General features: G+C 34.5%; 28 protein-coding genes and 2 tRNA genes. 15 read left to right on the top strand and 15 right to left on the bottom strand.

From position 1 onward, the window contains the following. The first annotated feature begins 30 nt into the window (after positions 1–30). Together C6990_RS06860 and C6990_RS06865 are read left to right on the top strand one after the other, a co-directional pair. The gene (locus tag C6990_RS06860; protein ID WP_182129780.1) at positions 31–2,127 is read left to right on the top strand and encodes a 4-hydroxybutyrate--CoA ligase; all 2,097 of its coding nucleotides are present in this window, start codon (positions 31–33) and stop codon (positions 2,125–2,127) included. Between the two features lie 72 nt (positions 2,128–2,199). Beyond that, positions 2,200–3,726 (top strand): 4-hydroxyphenylacetate 3-hydroxylase family protein, encoded by a 1,527-nt coding sequence (locus tag C6990_RS06865; protein WP_182129782.1) that lies wholly within the window; start codon positions 2,200–2,202, stop codon positions 3,724–3,726. A 207-nt stretch (positions 3,727–3,933) separates the two neighbouring features. Here C6990_RS06865 and C6990_RS06870 read toward each other — a convergent pair whose 3' ends face one another. Together C6990_RS06870 and C6990_RS06875 are read right to left on the bottom strand one after the other, a co-directional pair. Beyond that, positions 3,934–4,692 carry a signal peptidase I gene (locus C6990_RS06870; protein ID WP_182129784.1) on the bottom strand — a complete coding sequence of 253 codons (759 nt, stop codon included), beginning with the start codon at positions 4,690–4,692 and terminating at the stop codon, positions 3,934–3,936. Positions 4,693–4,731: 39 nt separating this feature from the next. Next, positions 4,732–5,457, bottom strand: coding sequence for a PRC-barrel domain-containing protein (locus tag C6990_RS06875; protein WP_182129786.1), 726 nt, complete (start codon positions 5,455–5,457; stop codon positions 4,732–4,734). 114 nt (positions 5,458–5,571) lie between these two features. On the opposite strand from C6990_RS06875, the gene trxA (C6990_RS06880) reads away from it, so the two are divergent. Next, complete coding sequence (trxA, locus tag C6990_RS06880; RefSeq protein WP_048118145.1) at positions 5,572–5,898, top strand: thioredoxin; 327 nt, start codon at positions 5,572–5,574, stop codon at positions 5,896–5,898. A 65-nt stretch (positions 5,899–5,963) separates the two neighbouring features. Next, positions 5,964–6,497 carry a zinc ribbon domain-containing protein gene (locus tag C6990_RS06885; protein ID WP_182129788.1) on the top strand — a complete coding sequence of 178 codons (534 nt, stop codon included), beginning with the start codon at positions 5,964–5,966 and terminating at the stop codon, positions 6,495–6,497. A 27-nt stretch (positions 6,498–6,524) separates the two neighbouring features. Here C6990_RS06885 and C6990_RS06890 read toward each other — a convergent pair whose 3' ends face one another. Further along, complete coding sequence (locus C6990_RS06890) at positions 6,525–6,881, bottom strand: zinc ribbon domain-containing protein (protein ID WP_182129790.1); 357 nt, start codon at positions 6,879–6,881, stop codon at positions 6,525–6,527. A 179-nt stretch (positions 6,882–7,060) separates the two neighbouring features. Here C6990_RS06890 and C6990_RS06895 point away from each other — a divergent pair, with 179 nt between their 5' ends. Then, entirely contained in the window at positions 7,061–7,582 is a 522-nt protein-coding gene (locus C6990_RS06895) for a hypothetical protein (protein WP_182129792.1), read from the top strand. A 174-nt stretch (positions 7,583–7,756) separates the two neighbouring features. Here the strand turns inward: C6990_RS06895 and C6990_RS06900 are convergent. After that, positions 7,757–7,831: transfer RNA gene (locus tag C6990_RS06900), tRNA-Ala, on the bottom strand. A 75-nt stretch (positions 7,832–7,906) separates the two neighbouring features. Between C6990_RS06900 and C6990_RS06905 the strand changes: the two genes are divergently transcribed. Genes C6990_RS06905 through C6990_RS06915 form a run of 3 tightly spaced genes read left to right on the top strand, consistent with a single transcriptional unit; the run spans position 7,907 to position 10,955 of the window. Next, the gene (locus C6990_RS06905; protein ID WP_182129794.1) at positions 7,907–9,298 is read left to right on the top strand and encodes a dihydroorotase; all 1,392 of its coding nucleotides are present in this window, start codon (positions 7,907–7,909) and stop codon (positions 9,296–9,298) included. 55 nt (positions 9,299–9,353) lie between these two features. After that, positions 9,354–10,232, top strand: a complete 879-nt coding sequence (locus C6990_RS06910; protein ID WP_255465299.1) for a hypothetical protein — start codon at positions 9,354–9,356, stop codon at positions 10,230–10,232. Positions 10,233–10,289: 57 nt separating this feature from the next. Next, positions 10,290–10,955: a protein-L-isoaspartate(D-aspartate) O-methyltransferase gene (locus C6990_RS06915; RefSeq protein ID WP_182129796.1), complete on the top strand. Its 666-nt coding sequence runs from the start codon at positions 10,290–10,292 to the stop codon at positions 10,953–10,955. 16 nt (positions 10,956–10,971) lie between these two features. Here the strand turns inward: C6990_RS06915 and C6990_RS06920 are convergent, their stop codons facing one another. Together C6990_RS06920 and C6990_RS06925 are read right to left on the bottom strand one after the other, a co-directional pair. Beyond that, positions 10,972–11,802, bottom strand: coding sequence for an MEMO1 family protein (locus C6990_RS06920; protein ID WP_182129798.1), 831 nt, complete (start codon positions 11,800–11,802; stop codon positions 10,972–10,974). Between the two features lie 21 nt (positions 11,803–11,823). Further along, positions 11,824–12,444, bottom strand: coding sequence for a TIGR00296 family protein (locus C6990_RS06925; RefSeq protein ID WP_182129800.1), 621 nt, complete (start codon positions 12,442–12,444; stop codon positions 11,824–11,826). Positions 12,445–12,478: 34 nt separating this feature from the next. On the opposite strand from C6990_RS06925, the gene amrS reads away from it, so the two are divergent. After that, complete coding sequence (gene amrS, locus C6990_RS06930) at positions 12,479–13,549, top strand: AmmeMemoRadiSam system radical SAM enzyme (RefSeq protein ID WP_182129802.1); 1,071 nt, start codon at positions 12,479–12,481, stop codon at positions 13,547–13,549. A gap of 27 nt (positions 13,550–13,576) precedes the next feature. On the opposite strand, the gene C6990_RS06935 is transcribed toward amrS, so the two are convergent. The 8 genes from C6990_RS06935 to C6990_RS06970 all read right to left on the bottom strand — a co-directional run bounded on the left by C6990_RS06935 (position 13,577) and on the right by C6990_RS06970 (position 18,104). Then, complete coding sequence (locus tag C6990_RS06935; protein WP_182129804.1) at positions 13,577–14,050, bottom strand: Hsp20/alpha crystallin family protein; 474 nt, start codon at positions 14,048–14,050, stop codon at positions 13,577–13,579. Positions 14,051–14,280: 230 nt separating this feature from the next. Beyond that, on the bottom strand, positions 14,281–14,955 hold the full coding sequence (gene rpiA, locus C6990_RS06940; protein ID WP_182129806.1) for a ribose 5-phosphate isomerase A: 675 nt from the start codon (positions 14,953–14,955) through the stop codon (positions 14,281–14,283). Then, complete coding sequence (locus C6990_RS06945) at positions 14,956–15,921, bottom strand: hypothetical protein (protein ID WP_182129808.1); 966 nt, start codon at positions 15,919–15,921, stop codon at positions 14,956–14,958. Next, positions 15,922–16,089, bottom strand: a complete 168-nt coding sequence (locus C6990_RS06950) for a 50S ribosomal protein L37e (protein WP_014964369.1) — start codon at positions 16,087–16,089, stop codon at positions 15,922–15,924. 10 nt (positions 16,090–16,099) lie between these two features. After that, the gene (locus C6990_RS06955) at positions 16,100–16,336 is read right to left on the bottom strand and encodes an LSm family protein (RefSeq protein WP_048118126.1); all 237 of its coding nucleotides are present in this window, start codon (positions 16,334–16,336) and stop codon (positions 16,100–16,102) included. Positions 16,337–16,394: 58 nt separating this feature from the next. Beyond that, positions 16,395–17,117, bottom strand: a complete 723-nt coding sequence (locus C6990_RS06960; protein ID WP_182129810.1) for a creatininase family protein — start codon at positions 17,115–17,117, stop codon at positions 16,395–16,397. Positions 17,118–17,122: 5 nt separating this feature from the next. Further along, the gene (locus C6990_RS06965; protein WP_182130629.1) at positions 17,123–17,965 is read right to left on the bottom strand and encodes a formyltetrahydrofolate deformylase; all 843 of its coding nucleotides are present in this window, start codon (positions 17,963–17,965) and stop codon (positions 17,123–17,125) included. 51 nt (positions 17,966–18,016) lie between these two features. Continuing rightward, positions 18,017–18,104 (bottom strand) — tRNA-Leu (locus tag C6990_RS06970). A gap of 47 nt (positions 18,105–18,151) precedes the next feature. Between C6990_RS06970 and glmM the strand changes: the two genes are divergently transcribed. The 6 genes from glmM to infB all read left to right on the top strand — a co-directional run bounded on the left by glmM (position 18,152) and on the right by infB (position 22,562). Next, positions 18,152–19,501 (top strand): phosphoglucosamine mutase, encoded by a 1,350-nt coding sequence (gene glmM, locus C6990_RS06975; RefSeq protein ID WP_182129812.1) that lies wholly within the window; start codon positions 18,152–18,154, stop codon positions 19,499–19,501. A gap of 62 nt (positions 19,502–19,563) precedes the next feature. Then, positions 19,564–19,950: a 50S ribosomal protein L7Ae gene (gene rpl7ae, locus C6990_RS06980; RefSeq protein WP_182129814.1), complete on the top strand. Its 387-nt coding sequence runs from the start codon at positions 19,564–19,566 to the stop codon at positions 19,948–19,950. Further along, positions 19,947–20,159 (top strand): 30S ribosomal protein S28e, encoded by a 213-nt coding sequence (locus tag C6990_RS06985; protein ID WP_182129816.1) that lies wholly within the window; start codon positions 19,947–19,949, stop codon positions 20,157–20,159. The genes rpl7ae and C6990_RS06985 overlap by 4 nt, the downstream gene beginning before the upstream one ends. Positions 20,160–20,169: 10 nt before the next feature. After that, positions 20,170–20,370: a 50S ribosomal protein L24e gene (locus C6990_RS06990; RefSeq protein ID WP_048118108.1), complete on the top strand. Its 201-nt coding sequence runs from the start codon at positions 20,170–20,172 to the stop codon at positions 20,368–20,370. Positions 20,371–20,372: 2 nt separating this feature from the next. Further along, positions 20,373–20,774 (top strand): nucleoside-diphosphate kinase, encoded by a 402-nt coding sequence (gene ndk / locus C6990_RS06995; protein WP_182129818.1) that lies wholly within the window; start codon positions 20,373–20,375, stop codon positions 20,772–20,774. Positions 20,775–20,780: 6 nt separating this feature from the next. Next, positions 20,781–22,562: a translation initiation factor IF-2 gene (infB, locus tag C6990_RS07000; RefSeq protein ID WP_182129820.1), complete on the top strand. Its 1,782-nt coding sequence runs from the start codon at positions 20,781–20,783 to the stop codon at positions 22,560–22,562. On the opposite strand, the gene trxA (C6990_RS07005) is transcribed toward infB, so the two are convergent. Beyond that, positions 22,563–22,964 carry a thioredoxin gene (trxA, locus tag C6990_RS07005; RefSeq protein ID WP_182129822.1) on the bottom strand — a complete coding sequence of 134 codons (402 nt, stop codon included), beginning with the start codon at positions 22,962–22,964 and terminating at the stop codon, positions 22,563–22,565. It lies immediately after the preceding gene. Positions 22,965–22,969: the final 5 nt, after the last annotated feature.

A 22,969-nucleotide genomic window follows, 5' to 3' on the forward strand; every position in this document is an offset into this window, starting at 1 on the left:
ATTATACAAAATCCTTAGATCCAATTAATCATGGCAGATTCTGTAATTTTATCACCAAAATCAATTGCTGTCATAGGTGCCTCTGATAAAAGAGGAAGTGTCGGTGCTACAATTACATCAAACATTATGAATGGTTTCAAAGGTTCAGTTTATCCAATTAGCCCATCACGAGATACAGTATTTTATAAAAAAGCATACAAGAGCGTTTTGGATGTCCCAAAACAAATTGATCTTGCAGTTGTTGTAATTAAAAATACCCTAGTTGCACCTGTCTTAGAAGAATGTGGTAAAAAGAAAATCAAAGGAGTGATAATCATTACTGCAGGTTTCAAAGAAGTTGATGAAGAAGGTGCAAAACGTGAGCAAGAACTAAAAGATATTGCTAAGAAATACAATATTCAAGTTATTGGACCAAACTGTCTTGGTGTGATGAACCTTGATCCAAAAACAATGATGAATTCTACATTTCTTAAAGTTACACCAAAGTCTGGAAAAATTGCACTTGTATCTCAAAGTGGCGCAATATGTGCTGCTCTAGTTGAAGATGCTAGTGCACAAGGAATAGGTTTCTCAGCAGTTGTAAGTCTTGGAAATAAAGCTGTAATGAGTGAAGTTGATGTTTTAAAGATTCTTGCCAATCACAAACAAACCAAAGTAATTGTAATGTATCTTGAAGACATGGGTAATGGCCAGGAATTCCTTAAAGTTTGTAAAAATATTACTAAAAAACTCAAAAAACCAGTTCTCGTGCTCAAATCAGGACGAAGTCCAGAGGGTGCAAAGGCTGCAATGTCTCATACTGGTGCTTTGATGGGTTCAGATGAAATCTATGATGCATTACTAAAACAATCAGGTGCAATCAGAGTAGATACCATGGAAGAACTATTTGATTATGCAACTGCATTTTCAAAGCAACCATTACCAACAGGTGGTGATCTAGTAATCGTATCAAATGCTGGAGGTCCAGCAATAATCTCAACTGATGCATGTTCAAAAATGAAAATAAAAATGGCAGACATTACTAGTGTCAGAAAAAAAATTGATCAAGTTATTCCACCATGGGGAAGTTCCAGAAATCCAGTTGACATTGTTGGTGATGCTGATTTTAATAGATTCCATAATGTTTTAGATAGAGTACTAAAACATCCAAAAGTTGGCTCTGTAATTTCCATGTGTACTCCATCTGGAACCCTCAACTATGACAAACTTGCAGAAGTAATTGTTGAAATGTCAAAGAAATACAAAAAAACAATGTTGGCAAGTCTGATGGGACTTGATGAAGGAATTACTAACAGGGAAATTTTAGCTGATGGAAATGTTCCATACTACACATATGCAGAAGGTGCAATCAGAACACTTTCAGCAATGATTAGATTTTCAAATTGGATTAAAGCTCCAAATGGAAAAATTACCAAATTCAAAGTTAACAAAGCAAAAGCAAAAAAGATTTTTGATAAAGTCAAAAAAGAAAAGAGACCAAATCTTTTAGAAGAAGAAGGACAAGAAGTTCTAAAAGCATATGGGTTACCACTACCTCAAAGTGCTCTTGCAAAAAATGAAACAGAAGCAATAAAAATTGCAAAAAAAATTGGCTATCCTGTTGTAATGAAGATTGCATCACCTCAGATTATTCATAAATCTGATGCGGGCGGTGTTAAAGTGAACCTTACAAATGATGATGATGTTAAAGATGCATTCAAAACAATTGTCAAAAATGCTAAAAAATACGACAAGAAAGCCGAGATTAAAGGCGTTTTAATTGTGGAGATGGTAAAAGGTGGCAAGGAACTAATCATAGGCTCAAAACTTGAACCTGGTTTTGGTCCAGTCATCATGCTAGGAATGGGAGGAATCTATGTAGAAGTTCTAAAAGATGTTACATTCAAACTTGCACCAGTTACTAACCTTGAAGCTGATGATATGATAGCCTCAATTAAGACTCAAAAACTTCTTCAGGGTGTAAGGGGTGAGAAACCATCTGATATTGTAAAACTTTCTGAATGTATTCAGAGATTATCACAACTAGTTTCTGACTTTAAAGAAATCAAAGAATTAGATATGAATCCAGTACTTGTCATGGAAAAGGGTAAGGGTTGTCGTATTCTTGATGTACGAATAGGACTCTGATCGCAATTCATTCCTAAAATCCATTCATACACTTTTAGAATATTTATACAGCATCAAAACCTATAATGTTAGATGGCTAATGTCTTGAAGACAATTAGAACAGGCGATGATTACATAGAAAGTCTCAGAGGACGGGATCTCAAAATTTACCTCTTTGGAGAACTTGTAAAAGAACCAGTAGATCATCCAATGATTAGGCCATCAATTAACGCAGTTGCTGAAACTTATGATCTTGCAGTTAGAGAGGAAGAACTAGCTTCTGCTAATTCATCTCTTACTGGATTAAGGGTTAATAGATTTTTACACATTGCAGAAAGTGCTCAGGATTTAGTTTTACAAAATAAAATGCAAAGAAAACTAGGACAAAACACTGGAACATGTTTCCAGAGATGTGTTGGAATGGATGCACTGAATTCTTTACACTCTACTACATTTGAGATTGATGAGAAACATGGGACAGATTATCATAAAAGATTTTTAGAATTTGTAAAGATGGTTCAAAAGGAAAATCTTGTCATTGGTGGTGCAATGACTGATCCTAAAGGTGATAGAAGTAAAGGACCTGCAGATCAAGATGATCCAGATCTATTTACAAGAATTGTAGATAAAGATGAGAAAGGAATCTATGTTTCTGGTGCTAAAGCACATCAAACTGGATGTATCAATTCACATTGGATTATTTTAATGCCAACAGTTAGACTGACAGAAAATGATAAAGACTGGGCAATTGTTGGGGCAATTCCAGCTGATGCAAAAGGTGTCACTTACATCTATGGTAGACAATCCTGTGATACTCGTAGTATGGAAGAAGGTGACATTGATGATGGCAATGCAAAATATGGTGGACAAGAGGCATTAATCATTTTAGATAGAGTGTTTATTCCATGGGACAAAGTTTTCATGAATGGAGAATATGAATTTGCATCAATGCTTATTGAACGTTTTACTTGTTATCATAGACGAAGTTATGTCTGTAAAACTGGACTTGGAGATGTATTAATTGGTGCAGCAGCAACTATTGCTGATTACAACGGTGTTCCAAAAGTTTCACATATCAAAGATAAAATTATTGAGATGACTCATCTAAATGAAACAATTTTTGCCGCAGGAATTGCATCTTCTCACCAAGGTCAAAAGATGAAATCTGGTGTTTATCTTAATGATGATATGCTTGCTCAAGTTTGCAAGCATAATGTTACTCGTTTCCCCTATGAAATTAGTAGACTTGCACAAGACATTGCAGGTGGATTGGTAGTAACTCTTCCATCTGAAAAAGACTTTAGACATCCAGAAGCAGGACCGCTTTTGAAAAAATATCTGGCAGGAAGAAAAGGCGTTGATGTTGAAAATAGAATGAGAATATTGAGATTAATTGAAAACATGACTCTTGGTAGAAATGCAGTTGGTTATCTTACAGAATCAATGCACGGTGCAGGTTCTCCGCAAGCACAAAGAATTCAAATTCAAAGACAAATGCAAGTAGGTTACAAAAAGAATCTTGCGAAACATTTGGCCGGTATCACAAATGATGTTGAAGAACCACATGAGCCATCTGAATACTTTAAGCGAGTTTTCAAAACTAAAGAATCTGTTCTTTAAAATTATTTTAAATTCAATAAGCAATTAGATATTCCACTTGAAATTTTTTACTAATTCATAAGTGATTCTACTCTTGAAACTTATAATTTCTGAGTATCATTTTTTAGTAAATTCCTCATATTGATACCACCAAGCAAGCAGGACGATCTATTGCTTGAATCTAAAGAGCATATGTGAACCTGTTTGCCTGATTTCTAGCAGAACTTTTCAGTTCTTTTTTTCATCAGTTTTATCATCAACTGATTTTTCAATTGATTCATCTATGTCTTCCATTTCTTTTTTCATTTCTTCCATTTTTTCTAAATATTCAGAATCATCAACGTCTCCTAACTCATCAACTTCTTTAGATTTTTCTGTATGCTCAGAATATTCAGTGTCTTTCTCTATTTTATCAATATCTGATAACTCATCAGTAGTTTCAGAGTTTTCTGAATTTAGCGGATCTGAAAGTGGAAGTTCTTTTTCACTTTTCTTCTTTGCCATCTGTTTTACAACCATTATGCCTATCACAACTGCAATTATGACATAGTTGATTGGTGGTTTTAGCAGCTGTGTGACATATCCAACCTGTGGAATCGTATAAGCGACTTTACCTATGTATTCTTTTTCAGTAATCGGAAAATCAGTTCCTGGAATTGATGCTGGATTTGCATCACCTTTTGTTCTGATTGTTTTAGGATCATCATCGATTATTGAGGCTACTCTATGCACAATCACTCTATTATGATCAGATGGTCGATTAAACACAATAATGTCCCCCACTTCAATGTCCTCAAATGGTTCATGTCCTTGTACCACTAGTACATCATAAACTTCTAAAACTGGAATCATACTTCCGCTTGCAACCACATAAAATGGATTTTGGGTTCCAAAAGCAACTTGTAATCCTATCCAAATAACTAAAACTCCAACGCCTACAATGACAATATCTTTGATAACACCTTTGGAGATGGATTTTTTTGCCAATTACATTATCGCCTTAGTGTCATTGATTAAATTTTCTAACTAAATCTTGGTTCCACACTCTTCACAGAACTTGGATCCTTCTTTATTTCCAAATCCACAGTTTGAGCATTTTCCTGGTTGAACTGTTTCTTCTGGATTTCCCAAAAGAATAACTTCACCAACCTTTTTGATATTGCTCCACGGAATGCTACCTTCAGAACCATCATTTTTAGTAATTACTAAAACCATTGATTGTGTTGAATCAATTCCGACTTGTTTTGCAGTTCCAATCTTGTTTGCATTTTCATCATACACTCCTCTTCCTTCAATGGAGCTGACTGATGTTGATGGGCCTGGTTGTGTAACTGTTTCCTGTGGGGTTTGTACTGTAGGTTCCACATTTTGTTCTGGCGCACTTTCAACTGAAGGCTCTAATGGTTTTGCAACTCCTACATCTCCAGCTTCATCTTGTTTTCTAAATTCTCTATACTCTGCAATTGATGCATTACATGAATTGCAAATGTATTGACCTTTTTCATATAAGATTAAATTTTCTGCAACTTCTTCATTTGGGTTTTCAAACTCTATTTTTGGAGAACCCTCAAATTCTTTTTCACAAGTATTGCAAAAATGTTTAGTAATTCTTTCTGCTTCCAGTCTTCCGATAGGTGCTAAAAATAGATCTGGACCTCCTAAATTCCCTTTCATCTGTTGTTCATCTGTAACTGTGGCCATAACATAGCCTCCAGAACCTCGTAATTTCTTTAATCTAAGCTCTGAACTCATATCTGGATTTTGTCAAAACGTCATTTAAGTATATATGAAATTTTATTGTACAACAAAAAAATGGTGTTAATTCTGGTGAACATTTTTAGGTACGTTTAACTCAATATGATTACAATGGGAATTACTCAAATTTCAGATGCAAAGTCATGGGAAGTCGATGTAATAAACTCTGACGTTCCTGTATTTGTAGACTTTTGGGCCGAATGGTGTGGTCCATGTAGAATGGTAGGTCCAGTAGTTGAAGAATTGGCTAATGACTATGATGGCAAAGTAAAATTTGTCAAGGTTAATGTTGATGAAGCCAATGAATTGGCATCTAAATACAATGTCTTTAGTATTCCAACCTTAATCCTCCTTAACAAAGGAGAAATAGTTAGCCAACAAGTAGGTGCAGCTTCAAAAGAATCATACAAAAATATGATTGATAGAGCACTTGCGTAAACTCAAACACGTTTTCCTCTTTTTTGATCCTAAAGTAATTAATATTCCAAAACATTACTGAGAATATGTCATTTGGTGAAGTAGATACTCTCAATATGCTATTTGATAAATTACAGAGTTTGTTTGATGAATCTCAAGGCTACTATGAATCTTTTCTAGATACAAATAACATGTACAAAAAGGGTCAGATCAGTGACAAAGAATTCTTCCAAAAATTAGGTGATTACACCGTAGCCTATTCTGCATTAGAATTCCTTGCAATCAAAGTAATATTTGAAATGAAAAAATCAATGGGATCTGGATCTGGAAATACACAGTCTCCAGGCTTGATGCCAGGAATGGCTAATCCTGGAATGATGGCAGGAGGTATGGGTGCACCACCAAGAGCAGGAACTGCACAAAATCCAGTTGGCGGAGGTCCACCAGGAATTGTATCTGCACAAGAAGCATTTGGAGATGTTGGAACTTTACCATCACCTGATCCGGCATTGATTCCAAGACAAACACCCCCACAAACTAGTGGTGATGGATGCTCTTCATGTGGTGCTGCATTAAGAGCCAATGCAAAATTTTGTACAAAATGTGGCGCTAAAGCATAAAATTATTTGAAAATTTTTTTAATTATTTTATTGTGTTGTACCACATTCAGGACAAAACTTTGCAGTAGCAGATAAACTAGATCCACATTCTGAACAAAACTTTCCATCTGTCTGCACTTCATTGTATGCATTTCCTACAACTGCTGAACTTCTTACAGCCCCTGATGGTTCATATTTATCATCATCAATTAAGACTGGTTGAAAGTCCTGCTCTGTCAAATAAGTCATCATTCTTGGAATTCCTTCTCCCTCATTTTTTGGATCTGGCACTGAATCGCCTAGCCAAAATGCAAATCTCATTAGAGTTAATTCAGGTGTAGAGAATGCTAAAGTATGTTTTGACATGTAATCTTGTGCAGCCTTTTTGCCGTCAAAAACTTCCATGAAGATTATATTTTTTATTTATGTATAATAGTTTCTGGATAGTATTCATTCGAAATGTTTTAACTAAATGGGGAGCTATTATGTTTGGGTTAAGGGGCATGGGAAAAAATGACATTAAAGAAAAGCTTATTGTGATCGGGTTCCTTGTAGGGGTATTTTTGCCTCTGAGATTAGTTTTCGTGGAATATGTCTCTGATCACTGGTTAGGCAATTTTGGTCTAATTACTGGATTAGGTATTATAATTTTGATTTTAGCCAGAAAAGAAAGACTGGGAAAAATTGGCAGTATCTTAGAAAAGCAAATGAAAAAGACTATTTTTGGAAAAACAGGAAAATTTGTAATAGGAATCTCTGTTCTATCTTTGCTTTATTTTGGTAGTTCTATATTTTTCATGGAGAGAGGCGAATCTATTTTTTCTGAGGATAAGACAATGTTTTATGATGCTATAGTTTCAAAAAATGATTTGAACCAAATTAATCCAAACAATCTAAAAAATATTCAGATTGTATATGATTCTGAGAACCGAATATACTCCACATTTGACTATGCATTTTCAATTACATATGCTATAATGAATGAGTTTTCTGGTGGGTGGTTAGAGCACTTGTATTTCATTTTACTTGTGGAGCAAGTTGAATTTTTAGGTATTTTCCTCTTTTGCCGTATCCATTCTAGACCAATTATTTCAGTACATGCATAGTTTTCAGATTAATCAAACACCATACTAAGTGTAATAATTGTGTTGAATATTTGTGAGAATTTATATTCCAATTAGACCATCAAGAAAAAATATTTCTGAAGATACTGATGATGACCTAGATGAATGGTAATTAAATTAAAAATTAAACTAATGTTATATTTATTACAAAAGTAATGGTGGACCGGGAGAGAATCGAACCCTCGACATCCTCGTTGCGAACGAGGCATTATACCCCTAAATCACCGGCCCAATGAACTATCTCTTAGAGTTGCGCTTTTATTCATTTTCTCAACGCATAATAGACTGCAAGCATAATGTTTTGATATGACGTATGATGCTGTGATTATTGATTCACACGTTATTCTTCCTCAAGGGATGGTTGACAAAAATATAATTATTGATGAGGGAAAAATAGTTGGATTAACACATGATACTCCTGCATGTGATAATAAAATTAATGGAAATGGTTTGATTTCTGTCCCAGGCCCAATTGATACTCATGTTCACTATGGGGTGTATTCTCCAATTAATGAAGCAGCAAAAACCGAATCACATGCAGCTGCAATTGGAGGAATTACAACAATGATGAGGATGCTTAGATTGGGAGATCCATTTACAAAATCACTACAATCTCAACTTGATGCAGCATCAAAGTATCATTATGTTGATTATGCAATACATGCTTCAATTTTTACTAAAAATCAAATCAATGAGATGAATTTTTGTGTTGATAAAGGAATCACATCTTTTAAGATTTACATGAATCTAGGTGGTGAAATTGGTCATGTTTACATGGATATGCCGCCTGATTCATCTGATCTTGTTGCAGCCCAAGTTGATGTAACTGATGAAATAGTTGAACAGACAGTAAAGACTGCAGCATCACTTGGTTGTCCAGTACTAGTTCATGCTGAAGACTATGAGTCATGTGGTTGTGGAATTAAAACTGCAAAAGAGAAAAACCAAGATGGATTGCATGCCTGGTCTGAAAGTCGCTCTACAGAGTCTGAGGCAAAAGCAATCAAGACAGTTTCTAAATTTGGACGAGATTACAATTGTGTAATATATTTTGTGCATATTGGTTCTGAGAGGGCTCTTGCACAGATTGAAGAAGAAAGAAAACTTGGGACTAAAATTTTTGTTGAAACCTGCCCACACTATCTAACGCTATCTTATGAGAAACAACAAGGGTATTTAGCTAAAGTTATGCCTCCAATTAGAACAGAAAAAGACTCCAAGGCTGTTTGGAGCGCTTTATCAAACAATTTGATAAACACAATTGGTACAGATCATGTTGCAAATCAATTAAAACTTAAACTTGGTGGCGATGATGTTTGGGGGGCTCTTGCAGGTTTTCCAGGAATTGGAACTGTACTCCCAATCCTGCTCAATGATGGGGTAAATCAAAATAGAATAACTCTAGAGCAATTTGTAAAGTTTACTAGTCAAAACGCTGCTCAAATTTTTGGAATGTATCCTAAAAAAGGAACGCTTGAAAAGAATTCTGATGCAGATATCACTATGATAGATTTGAAAAAAGAGAAAAAAGTTACATCTGATTTGTTTGGAGGCTTTTCTGATTATATTGTATATGAGGGAAGAATTCTAAAAGGATGGCCCGTAAAAACACTTGTGCGTGGAGAAATTATTGCTGAAAACTTTGAAGTCATTGGTAAACTTGGACACGGCAAACTAGTCGAAAGAAAAATAAATTAAATTTTACCTAATTTTATGCGATGACTTTTTATGAATAAAAATTAAATTTATTCTATTGAATTTTTATTTTGCTTTTTTACTTTTGATTGCTCTTAGTATTTCTATGATATCACTTGAAAATTCTTTTGCACAAAATATGTCTCCACATCATCAATGGAAAAATACTGCAGATCCAGATACTATTACCTGTAAATCTGGTCATTTGTTATTGCAAAAAAATGATGGTACTCCTACTTGTGTGATGCCTTCAACATATCTAAAACTGATTGATAGAGGATATGGCAACTATGATTCATCAATTATGAGTAATCGTCCTGAGATGATGAATCAACTAATGCAAAATATGGTATCAAATGAAAAACTAATGCATCATTGGCATGAGATGATGCAGAAAAATCCAATTATTATGATGAACACGATGAATGATTGGGTATCTCAAATGAAGGTGAATCCTGAATTAATGAAAAATATCTTGGGCCCTATGGCAAGTGATCCTCAATTACGTGAAAAAATGATTCAAGCAATGAAAAAACACTCTAACATGGAAAACTCTCTAAAAATGCATTCAAAGTGGATGGATTCAGTTCATCACCCAATGATGAAGTCTGGAATGCATGGCTCTTCATGTTTATGGTGTCCAAATTATCAGATTAACTCTATTTCTCCTTCCATCGGATTTTCAAATTCAGATAGAATGATGGGTATTATGCATGAGTTTTGGGTTAATTCTGGTATGAGTTATGATATGCACCAACTAATGATCCAAAATCCCTCACACATGTCAAAGATGTCTGAACAAATGATGAATCCTATACTTGATTCAATAATGGATGATGAAGATTTACGTCAACAAATGATAGAATTATTGTTAGAACATCCTGAATTTATGAATTCTATAAGACATTCTGATTCTGAAACAAACACTGATAATTAAAATCATTTAGGATAATTTGCAGAGTGTTTTAATTGGAAAAAACACCAACTTGTTTAATTGAGAAATAAAACAATAGAAAAAAAATACCAAACAGCATTAAATGATTTAATTAATTATTTAAAAAATTCACGATTTTTAAATGATAAAAATGTTGAGGATGCTTTTAGAAATATCCCTAGACATGAATTTGTTCCAGAATCTGAATTAGATTATGCATATAACAATGAACCACTACTTATCAAGAACAAACAAACAATTTCTCAACCAGGTGTAGTTTCAAGAATGACTGAATGGTTGGATGTTAGGGAAGGACAAAAAATACTTGAGATAGGTACTGGTTCTGGATGGCAAACTGCTATTCTTTCTTACTTGGTAGGAGAAGGAACTGTATATTCTGTTGAAAGATATTCTGAACTCGTAAAATTTGCACAAGAAAACCTAAAAAAATTAAACATAGATAATGTTCATGTAATTCTTGGTGATGACAGTGTTGGATTTGCAAAAGAATCGCCTTATGATAGAATCATTATTACTGCAGCATGTACTGAAATCCCTTTACCTCTAATTGAGCAACTAAAAGAAGGTGGACTCATACTTGCACCCGTTGGTGATTCATCACAATCATTAGTTTTGTTACAAAAAACATTCAAAGGAATTATTGAAATCAAAAATGAATCACATTATGTTTTTGTTCCACTGCGTGGAAAATTTGGGAAAAAGTAAACATTTTCTTTTTTAACTAAACAAATTTTATTGAGCCGTAACCTACTACTGATTCTGTATCTCCTGATACATCCCCACTTGTTGCATAGCTTAGAAGTTCCCCTTTTCTAGCACCCAACTTTTTACATGCAATCATCGCTGAAGCCATTGCTCCATACCCACAGGCGGTTACTCTTTTTTCATACAACACTTGATAAAATCTATCCACATCCAAATCTAAGATGGGTTCTATCAGCGATTTGTCTTGTTGATGCGCAAATGAATTTTCTTCATAATGTGTAAAATCAGATGAGGCAATAATTATTGCATTTTTCTTTTTTGCAATTTCATATACTGCATTTCCAACATCCATAGCGGCTTTCATGTCTTGTGCACGCAAAATTATGGGAAGAATTTGAAATTCATTTGAAAGTATTCCCTGCAGCATTGGAATCTGTACTTCTAAACTATGATCTTGAGAGTGAGAATACTCGTCAATTTCAATAAACTCTGATATTTCTGCTATTTGTTTTGCTGAATCTGAATCTACTTGAACCATCCCTAAAGGTGTCTTCCATTGTGCATCAATCATGGTAGCAGCATCTTTTCCTACGCCGAAGTGATTTGGTCCGATAATTATTGCAAGTTCAGGATTCTGAGATGAGATGGCCTTGTAAGAATGACATGCAGTGGGCCCAGAGTAAATATATCCAGCATGTGGGCAAACAATTCCTAAAACCTTCTCTGTTGATTCTATTGAATCTGAACCGGGACCAAGATTGTGATTAAAACAAGATTGAATCAGGTTTTCCAAATCCTCTTTTCTATCAGGATAAAACTGACCTGCAACAATCGGCTCTCTGATCATCAACACACTTTACACACTATTTTATAAAAAATGATTAGACGATTCTCTGATTATTTCTCCATTAGGTGACTCTTCTTTGAAAATCATTCCTTGAAATCTTGAGATTTTAGTTTCTTTGTCTTTCCATGCATCTTTTTCTAGCCCTGCTTTTTGACATGTGTATTCAAGAAATTCTTCTACACTCCAGTTGTACTCTATAGGGACTTGTGGTAAAAGTAAACCTGATGTAAATGGATTTTCTACGATTAATCCATCTTTTCCAACTTTGATCTCTGTAAGATATTCTGAAAAATTATTCACTTTAACTTCTTCTGGAGGAGTGAGAACTGTCACCTCAAAAACAATCTTGTCTAATTCTTCAGGAGTTACTGGACTGAATCGTGGATCTTGAGTTGCAGCAGATATTGCAGCATCAACTAGTCCTTTTGATAATTTCATTTCTGGAAGAGGATATCCGATACATCCTCTCAATGAATCTTGTTTGTTTAAAGTAACAAAAACACCTGAATTAAAATTAAATTTAGAATTAAATGAAGGCTCTTCAATCTTTGAATCATTTCTCAAAAATTCAGTTACAGCTTTTCTTGCCATCATTACTAATTCTTTACCATCAGAATCAGAAAGTTTCTTTAACTCATTCATACTTGTTAAATACGTAAAAACACAATAAAAAACATTGACAACTTTACTTGGAAAAGAGGCAGAACTTTATGAGACATTACCTGATGACAAAGTAAAGTGTACAGCTTGTGCACGTTATTGTGAAATTGGTAAAAGGCAAATTGGTTTATGTGGAATTAGAGGAAATGAAAATGGAAAACTGCAATTATACGCTTACGGTAAAGTAATTTCAGGTCATGTTGACCCTATTGAAAAAAAACCACTAATTCACTATAACCCTGGTAGCAAAGTATACTCTATTGCCACAACTGGATGTAATTGGCTCTGTAGATATTGCCAAAATTCTGATATCAGTCAGCGTAGAACTGTTGAAGGAATTGATATGACTCCTGATGAAGTTGCAAATACTGCAGTAAAATATGGTGCACATGGAATTGCTTACACATACAATGAACCCTCCATCTTTATTGAATTTGCCCGAGATTGTGGAATAGCTGCCAGAAAGAAAGGCTTGTTCAATGTCTTTGTCTCAAATGGATATGATACTCCTGAATCAGTTTCAATGATGAATGAATTTCTTGATGGAATCACTGTTGATTTCAAAGGAAGCGCAGAAAAAGAATTCACTAGGAAATTTATTGGAGTTCCTGATCCTCAACCAATCTTTGACACTCTTTTAGAAATTAGAGATAAAACAAAAATTCATGTTGAAATAACTGATTTGATTGTTCCCAAAGTAGGCGATAATCTAGATCATGCAAGAAAACTTTCAAAATTCATTTATGATGAATTTGGACCTGAAATGCCAATTCACTTCTTGAGATTTCATCCTGATTACAAAATGATGGAGTATCCTAGCACTCCTGTTGAAACTTTGGAAAAACATTATCACGTTGCAAAAGATGTGGGTTTGAAGTATGTGTATTTGGGAAATATTCCTGGTCACAAATGGGAGCACACATACTGTTCTGAATGTAACAAAATAGTTGTAAATCGTTATGGATTTAGTATACGAGAGTGGCATCTTGATAAGAAAAATTGTTGTGAATTTTGTGGAAATCCAATACCAATAGAGGGTAAATTACAAGAAGGATACAAACAAGATCGTTTTCAGTTCGTATCTTAGATTATGTGAAACAAAAAAAAAATAAAATTATTGTACACTAACTGATTTTTTCTTTTGTACTTGTGTGGGTTTGCTTTTTGGTAGAGTCACATCTAAAACACCATCAGTCAGTTTTGCCTTTACTTTTCCAGGAATTACCTTCTCAGACAATGGTATGGTCTGAAAATATGACATACTATGCCTTTCCTTTCTCAAATAATTTTTCTTCTTTTCTTCCTCTTTGTGCTCTCCTGTCACCTCAATCGAATTATCTGTTACATTGAGATTGATCTCATTTTTCTTCAATCCCGGCATATTCATCTTCATACGGAATTGTTTTCCCTCATCAATTACGTCACATCCAGTTTCATACAATTTCGGAAATGATGAAAAATCTATTTTTGGGAAAGAAGAAAATGATTTTTCTAAATCTCTTCTAAAATTGTCAAAAACTCTATCAAACTCAGAAAAACTTGACTTTGCTGGTGTTGATGCTAGTTTTTTTACAGGTTTCTTTGCCATGCACAAAGAAAGTTAAAGTGATTATCAACTTTTTTGCTAATTATCATAAATGAAAATATAGCACTAGTTTAACTACAAAGATTCCTGCCTAGAACCATGACATCAGATAATTTCTGTCATTGTGGTTCTTGTGGGCATGAAAAAATTGATGAATGTTATACTAAACAGTGTGCATGTTGTTTGACTGATCATCAGGGTCCATTTGGTAAAAATAGATAATGAAATGAATTTTAGATAATATCAAATTTACCATCTGATTTGGCTCTGTAAATAATATCTGGCTTTCTTAGAAAAATACCCGACTCTAAAACTCCTGTTGTTTGCTTAATTTTCTGAGTAAGAACTTTGGGATTCTTTATTGTTCCAAAATCACAATCTAAGATTATGTTGCCATTTTCTGTAAAAAATGGATATCCTCTATCTAGTGAGCGTAATTCTGCCTTTCCTCCTAATTTCTCAATAGATCTTACTACTGAATTTCTTGCAAGTGGATGGATTTCTACTGGAATAGTTCTTGTGAAATTTTTTACAAACTTTGTCTTGTCTGCCATCACTACAACTTTTTTTGCAAGACTAAACAAAATATTTTCTCGTAATAATGCTCCTCCGCCTCCTTTGATAACATATTTTTGAGAATCAATTTGATCTGCTCCATCGAATACGATATCAATATGATTAACTTGATCAGCCTCTGCTAATGGAATGCCTACTTTTTCTGCAATCAATTTGATTTGCAATGATGTTGGAATTCCTATGATACTATAATTTTTTAGTTTGATTAATTTTCCAAGTGATTTTACAAGTGTAGTAGCTGCCCTACCACTGCCTAAACCGATGACAAAATTGTCTTTAACCGACTTTAATGCATCATTTGACAATGCCACGATGGCATTATCGAAAGACAATTACTCTACCTCTGCTTGATCGAGCTTTGACAAAACTCTCATGATGTTTCCTTTGATTTTATCCAAATCATCGGTATCATCATCAAAGTCATCGTCTAATGTTGTAGTCTTTGGTTTTTCTGGTTCTGGTAATGCTTTATGTTCTGTAATTTTTGCTACTTCTTTGTTAATGTCTGGTTTAGTTTCAATCCTTACTTCTGGCTTTGGTGTAACTGTTTGAATAATCTCTATTTTATCTTCTACTTTTGGTTTTGGTTGAATTATTTCTTCAACTATATCTTCTTTAGGTTTGATTAGTTCAGTTTGTATTACTCTTGGCTCTGGCATTGGTTTGACAACCTGTTTTTCTTCTTTTTCAAACAGTGGGAATTTTGGTTCATTTTTTGAAATGTTTGTTAGTGTAGTTAATTCAAATGATTGTCTTGATCTTGTTGCAGGAATCTCTATTGGTTTTGATTCTGTCTTTTTTGGGATGTCAAAGTTGAATGTATTTTTGAAAGACTTTGAAATATCTTGTTTTGGTTCTTTCTTTACTTCTTTTTCTTTACTTTCTGTCTCAACTTTTGAAGTTACAATCTTTGATGATAACTCATACAACCTATCATCTAGCTTTGATAGTTTTTGATCCATCAAAGTAATCAAACCATCGCCAACTGGACCTAAGTCAGGGTGCTTGCTTGCTTGGTCTAGTTTTTCTAGCTTTGCTAAAACAATTCCTAACTGATGTTGATATTTGAGTAATAATTTATCTTTTTGAATTTTAGAAAATTCTGTGTCTGCTTGATATAATCTTGAAATTGTTTTAGTTAGAATATCTTTTTCAATTTTTAGGGAATTAATTTGACTTTTAATGTGAGAACTAGCTCCTAAACTAAGTAATTGATTTTTGTCTCTTGGCATTTTTCGTACTGCAGCAGCCGTTGCAACACCTGCTAATGAACTAAGAATTAAAACAATTTCTTGCATCTATGTATACCATTTAATCCAGGAATACTTTCTGCGTTTAGCCTCTGGGAATCCACAACTTGCGCATTCATGATGACGCTTATGGAGTGAGTTTTTACCACATCGTCTACATCTGATGTGAACTTTTTTCTTTGTAAAACCACCCATAGAAGTTGTGCCTTTAGTCATCTCAAATCACCTAATGTTGTGCTGGTGGAGGGGATATCATAACGACATTGTCTCCTCTAACTACAATGCTTCCAAGGCTTTTAGAATCGCCTTCAGCAGGAATTTCCTCTGAAGAATCGAGTAGCAGGTTCATGTGTTGGTCAAAACCTAGAAGCATTCCTCTAATGGTTTTGTTTCCTTTGAGCTTTATCAATACGACTTGATTAATACTCTCATCCAATACTTTTACTGCCATATCAACGGACATCTATAATCACTTATTGACTTGGATATTGAGGCGTTATATTAAATTTCCATTGGTGAAACTATGAGCTATGCCCAGTAAGGCAAGTTTGACACCTTTTTGATAGATTATTGATGATTTCAGCTAAAATTGCTTGTCCATCTTTCTTTGTAGCTTTTGTTGGATCTCCCCAAATTCCATTTTTGGTAGCTTTTGGAAATGATTGATTTGCCAGTTTTCCAAGTTTTTGAATTTCTTTTTTTGTCATTTTGTCTGTGATGAGTCCTTTTTTAGCCGAATTCATTTTGACATTTTTTGATATTGCAAGCATTAGTGATGTTTCGACAAACCCTGCATGATCAAACTCCCTTTTCATAAAATGCCAATATGATAATGAAAAAACCTTTAGCTTGTTTTTTGAGAGTTTCTTTAATCTGGTATCCATATTTTTTATTGGTTTAAGATTACCATGATGCCCATTAATTATGAAAACTGTTTTAATGCCATTTGATAATAATGACATACACAAATCAGAGATAACTGTACGGAGAGTTGATTGTTTAATACTTAGATTGAAAAATGGTGCATGCTCAAATGAAACGCCATATGTGATAGTTGGAAGTAGGAAAAATCCCTTTATCTCGGAAATTCTTTTTGCAACTTCCGTTACAATATCTGTATCAGTTGATATTGGCAAGTGTGGACCATGTTGCTCAATTGAACCTACTGGAATAACTGCAACTTGTTTTTTCTTTAAAATTAATCTTCTAAGATTTGGATCAAATTGAGATTTAATTTCTACCATCTGATTCACTTAGATTTGATGTGAACCTTTCTCCAGCGAACTTCCAGCTTGTTTTCTAGATGCATCTTTGTTGCTTTGAGCAGTGTATCTGCCTCTAGTTTTTGCCCCTTTGCTTTTATTTTTTCAAGAGTATCATTAGGATCAACCTTGAATGAATCTTGAAATATTATTGGTCCTTGGTCCAAGTTTTCCGTAACGTAATGTGAAGTTACACCAACAATTTTTGTGCCTCTCTCAAAAGCCTGTGCATATGCTAATGCGCCTGGAAATGCAGGCAACAGTGAAGGATGAATGTTAATGATTCTATTTGGATATCTCCAAACAAAGTTAGGGCTAAGAATTCTCATGTATCTTGCAAGTGTGATCAAATCAATGTCATATTTTTTACAGATTTGAATAATTTTCTCTTCTGCTTTGTCTTGATTTTTTTCTTCTACTGATACAAATGGAATATTTGCTTTTTTTGCTAGTGGCTCTAATGTTTTTTCAGTACCAACTATAACTGATATTTTTCCTTTTAGAGACTTTGCATTTTTAAGAATAGTTTCAAGACATAATGGCTCTTTTGTTACAAATACTGCAATATTTTTTTGTGAATTAGTTTCATGATGAGTACTTACATCCATCTTTTCTTTTTTAGCCAAATTTTGAATCTCTGAATCAAATTTCTTTACATCCAGTGATTTTGAGAATGATACTTCTAAATACATTCCAAAAAGACCTTTGATTACATTCTGATTTACTTTCTCAATGTTACCGCCTTTTGAAAATGCAAAATTAGTAAATACAGCTACAATTCCCTCTCTATCTTTACCAACAACTGTAATTCCAACTACTGTCTTTTTCATGACTTTGTTTGATGAAGACTTTCTCATTATTAATCATTCACAGAAATAAAATGGTGCGGGAGGTGGGATTTGAACCCACGAACTCCTAAGAGATAGGGTCCTAAGCCCTACGCCTTTGACCAGGCTGGGCGACTCCCGCAACGATTTTGCCATTAAACACAAATTTATCTATTATTGAATACTTTCATGGCAAAATTTTTTGGAACTAATGGAATACGTGGTGTTTTCTCCGAAGATTTTACTTTAGAATTTGTACATGATATGACTTTGGCTATTGGAACTTACTTTGAGAGAGGACCTGTTTTAATTGGATATGATGGACGAGAATCAAGTCCTATCATATGCAAGGTTGTAAGCTCAGCTCTTAACTCAATTGGTATTGACTGTAATGTTGCAGGAATTGTTCCAACACCATGTCTTGAATTTGGTGTAAAGAGTTTAGGATATTCTGGTGGTATCATGATAACTGCATCACACAACCCACCACAATACAATGGCATCAAGCCTGCTGCAAAAGATGGTGTAGAGATTTCCCGAGATGATGAATTAATAATTGAAGATATTTACCTTAAAAAAAACTGGATTACAAATCCTCCCAAATGGGGTACTACAGGAACAGAGGAGAGGACAATTGAGACCTACCTTAATGGAATTTTGGCTCATATTGATTCTAGTATTATAGAATCAAAAAAGTTTAGAGTTGTTTTAGATTTAGGAAATGGTGCACAGGCAGTATCTGCACCAGATTTTTGTAAAAAGTTACAGTGTGAAACTTTTTTGGTAAATCAAAATATTGATGGCAATTTCCCAGGACGAGGTTCAGAGCCAACACCTCAAAACCTCTCAGCACTTTCAAAGACAGTACTTGAAAATCATGCAGATGTTGGAATTGCTTTTGATGGTGATGGGGATAGAAGTATCTTTTGTGATGATAAAGGTAATATTTTAACTGGTGACAAGTCTGCACTTTTACTAACCCAACATATCTTATCGAATAACCCAAACTCTTTGGTTGTAACTTGTTTGAATTCAGGATCTAATATAGAAAAAATTTCTGAGAAGTTTAATTCCAAAGTTATCCGTACCAAAGTTGGAAGTGTTGAAGTGTCCCGAAAGATGGTTCCAACTAATGCTTTAATTGGATTTGAAGAAAATGGTGGATTCATGTATGGCAAGCATAACCAAGTAAGAGATGGTTGTATGACATTAGGATTAATGCTTGATCTTTTAGCAACTTCTGGAAAATCCCTTTCTGATGAGGTTTCTCTTTTACCTCCTTCCTTTACTACAAAGGACAAGGTATCATGCCCCCCTGAAAAAGTAGTAGAATTGATCTCTTCTCTTAAAGAAGCGTTCCCAAACTCAGATGTCACAGATGGAATCAAAATTTCAAATGATCCCAAAAACTGGGTAATGATTAGACCTAGTGGAACAGAACCAATAGTTAGAGTATATGCAGAAGCTGAAAATCAAGATAAACTAGACTCTTTGATGTCTGAATACCTCAAAAAAGTCAAGACAATCATTTCCCGATAACACTTTTAAAACCATTCCAACGTTTTGAGAGAATGGAGAATGAACCCTAAGGGTGACGAAGTATGGGAAAATCATATTATGTTAAATTTGAAACGCCAGAGGACCTCGTAAATCCAATCTTAGAGGCAGTTAGAGTAGCATCAACTAGCGGTAAAGTAAAGAAAGGAACTAACGAAGCCACAAAGGCAATCGAACGTGGTACTAGCAAACTAATTGTTATCGCTGAAGATGTAGAACCACCTGAGGTAGTAGCACATCTTCCAATTCTATGTGAGGAACAAGGTGCAGCATATGCATTTGTACCAAACAAACAAGAATTAGGTAAGTCTTTGGGTATTGATATCACTTCTGCCGCTGCAGCAATTTTGGATGCTGGTGATGCACAACACATCGTAGACCAAGTTGTATCATCAATTGCTAAAATTAAAGGCGGTAAGACTGAAGAATGAGTCAAAACGCTGAAGAAGTAGTTCAATCTGAAATTATTCAAATTGTTGGACGAACTGGCATTGCTGGTGAAGTTATTCAGGTTAGAGTGAAAGTTCTTACTGGTAAAGATAAAGGTAGAATACTTACAAGAAACGTCAAAGGATCTGTTAGAGTAGGAGAAATTCTAATGCTAAGAGAAACAGAGAGAGAAGCAAAGAAAATCAAATAGGTGATATGATATGAGTCTTTTAGTTAAACCATGTAATTTCTGTGACAGACCTGTCGCCAAAGGTTCTGGAACAATGCTTGCCAAAAATGATGGAACCGTTTTATGGTTTTGCTCTTCAAAATGCAAAAAGAATATGCTAGAATTAAAACGTGATCCAAGAAAATTAAAGTGGACAAAGAAATACGTCAAAGGCGGCATTAGAAAGAAGTAGCATTGACTGAACAATCTCTATTCATTGTAAAACCAGATGCAGTAGCTAGAAATCTAGTTGGTGAAGTAATATCAAGATTTGAAAAAAAAGGATTCAAACTAATAAAATTAAAGATGTTTACATTTTCTCAACAACAAGCAGAGAACTTTTACGGTGTGCATAAAGACAAACCATTCTTTGGTGAATTGACATCCTTTATCACATCAGGACCTGTAGTTGCAGCAATTATTGAAGGTAATAATGCAATTGCAACTACTAGAATAATGATTGGAGCTACAAAATCATTTGAAGCTGAACCTGGTTCCATAAGAGGAGATTATGGATTAGGATTTAGTGAAAACATTATTCACGCATCAGATTCACAAGAAAGTTTTGATCACGAATCGAGGGTAGCATTTGAGTGATCTGATTTGCAAATTCGTCAGCCCATAGTGGCAGTTCTTGGTCACGTAGACTCTGGAAAAACATCTCTTTTAGATAGAATTCGTGGAACTGGGGTTCAAGGTAGAGAAGCAGGAGGTATTACTCAACATATTGGTGCAAGCTTTCTTCCATCTGAGACAATCAAAGAAACATGTGGAATACTATACAAAAAACTTGAACAGGCAGAACACAAGGTACCTGGAATTTTAGTAATAGATACACCCGGACATGAAGTTTTTACAAATCTTCGTTCACGTGGGGGTTCAGCTGCTGATATTGCAATTTTAGTAGTTGATGTAAATCGTGGATTTCAACCGCAAACCAATGAAAGTCTGAAAATCTTGCAGAGCAGGAAAGTGCCTTTTGTAGTAGCTCTGAACAAATGTGATCAAATTTCTGGATGGAGAAAATCAGAAACAAAATTCATTTCCCAAGCAATCAAAGAACAAGACGCATCAATTCAGACTGATCTTGATCAAAAAATCTATGATGTTGTAGGTACCCTGTCAATTCTTGGATATCAATCAGAGGCATTTTATCGTGTTAAAGACTTTAAATCCGAAATTGCCATTGTTCCAATCTCTGCAAGATCTGGTGTTGGAATACCTGAACTTCTAAGTGTTTTAGTAGGATTGACTCAACAATATCTTCAGAAAAGGCTCAATCAGGAAGAAAAAGAACCACGTGGAATAGTTTTGGAAGTAAATGATGAAGTAGGATTGGGACAAACTGCCAACATCATTCTAATTGATGGATCAATAAAAAAAGAAAATAGCATTGTTGTAGCAAAAAGAGATTCTGTAATTGTTACAAAACCTAAGGCCATATTATTACCAAAACCTCTTGATGAAATGCGAGATCCTCGAGATAAATTCAAACCAGTACCACAAGTTGACGCAGCAGCTGGCCTAAAAATTGCATCTCCAGATCTTGAAGGTGTACTTCCTGGAAGTACTCTGTATGTTGCTAGAAATGATGCTGAGATTGAAAAATTTACTAAACTAATTGAGGCTGAAATGAAATCGGTCTTCATTGATACCGAAACAAATGGAATAATCCTCAAATGTGACACTATAGGTTCGCTTGAGGCAATTGTTGAGATGCTAAGACGATCACAAGTACCCGTGGCAAAAGCCGACATAGGCCCTGTGAATAGACGAGACATAATGGAAGCCAAAGCAATCAAAGAAAATGATAGACATCTTGGAATAATTTTGGCATTTAATGTAAAGATTTTACCTGATGCAAAAGAGGAATCTGAAGATAGCCATATCAAAATTTTTGAGGATCGAGTAATCTATAGCCTGATTGACAATTACAATGCATGGGTTGAAGAAGATACTGCAAACGAAGAAGATGCAATGTTTGCAGAATTAACCCCCATAGCAAAATTTAGTTTTCTTAAAGGAATGGTCTTTAGAAATAACAATCCTGCAGTATTTGGTGTTCGTGTAGATGTTGGAACTCTAAAACATAAAATCCCATTTATGAATATGTCTGGACGTAAAGTTGGAACAATTCACCAATTACAACTTGATAAAAAAACAGTATCTTCTGCAAAGGCAGGTGATGAAGTTGCATGTTCTGTTAACGATGTGACAATTGGAAGACAAATTTTTGAAGAAGAAGTTTTCTATACGTTTCCTCCATCCCCTGAAGCTAAAAAATTACTTACCAAGTATATGCATAAACTAAGTCCTGAAGAACAAGAAATTCTAAATGATATAGTTAGAATTCAGAGAGAAAAAGAACCAATTTATGGTTATTAATTATTGAGTGTGTTTTTTACAAATCATATGAATTCCGGGGGCTCCAACTGCTCCCATCATTTTATCTACAATCTGGCCTGACTTAAACATGATAAATGTTGGAATTGATTGTACGCCAAACTTCATTGAAATATTCTGATTTTGATCTACATTCACTCTAGCAAATTTCACATTGGGGTATTTTTTTGAAAGACTCTCAAATATTGGATGCATAGACTTGCATGGACCACACCATTCTGCCCAAAAATCTACTAATGTTGGATTATCAGCTGATACTACCTGATCAAAATTTGTTCCATTCAAATCTATTATTCCAGGCTCAATTTTTGGCTGGTTTTTTTGATCAAGCATTTCTGCTAATTTTTTTTGCATTATTTTTTGAATTTCTGGATCTTCAGACATTGATT

The sequence above is a fragment of the Nitrosopumilus sp. b3 genome (assembly GCF_014078525.1).
In the GTDB taxonomy this organism is placed as follows: Archaea; Thermoproteota; Nitrososphaeria; order Nitrososphaerales; family Nitrosopumilaceae; genus Nitrosopumilus.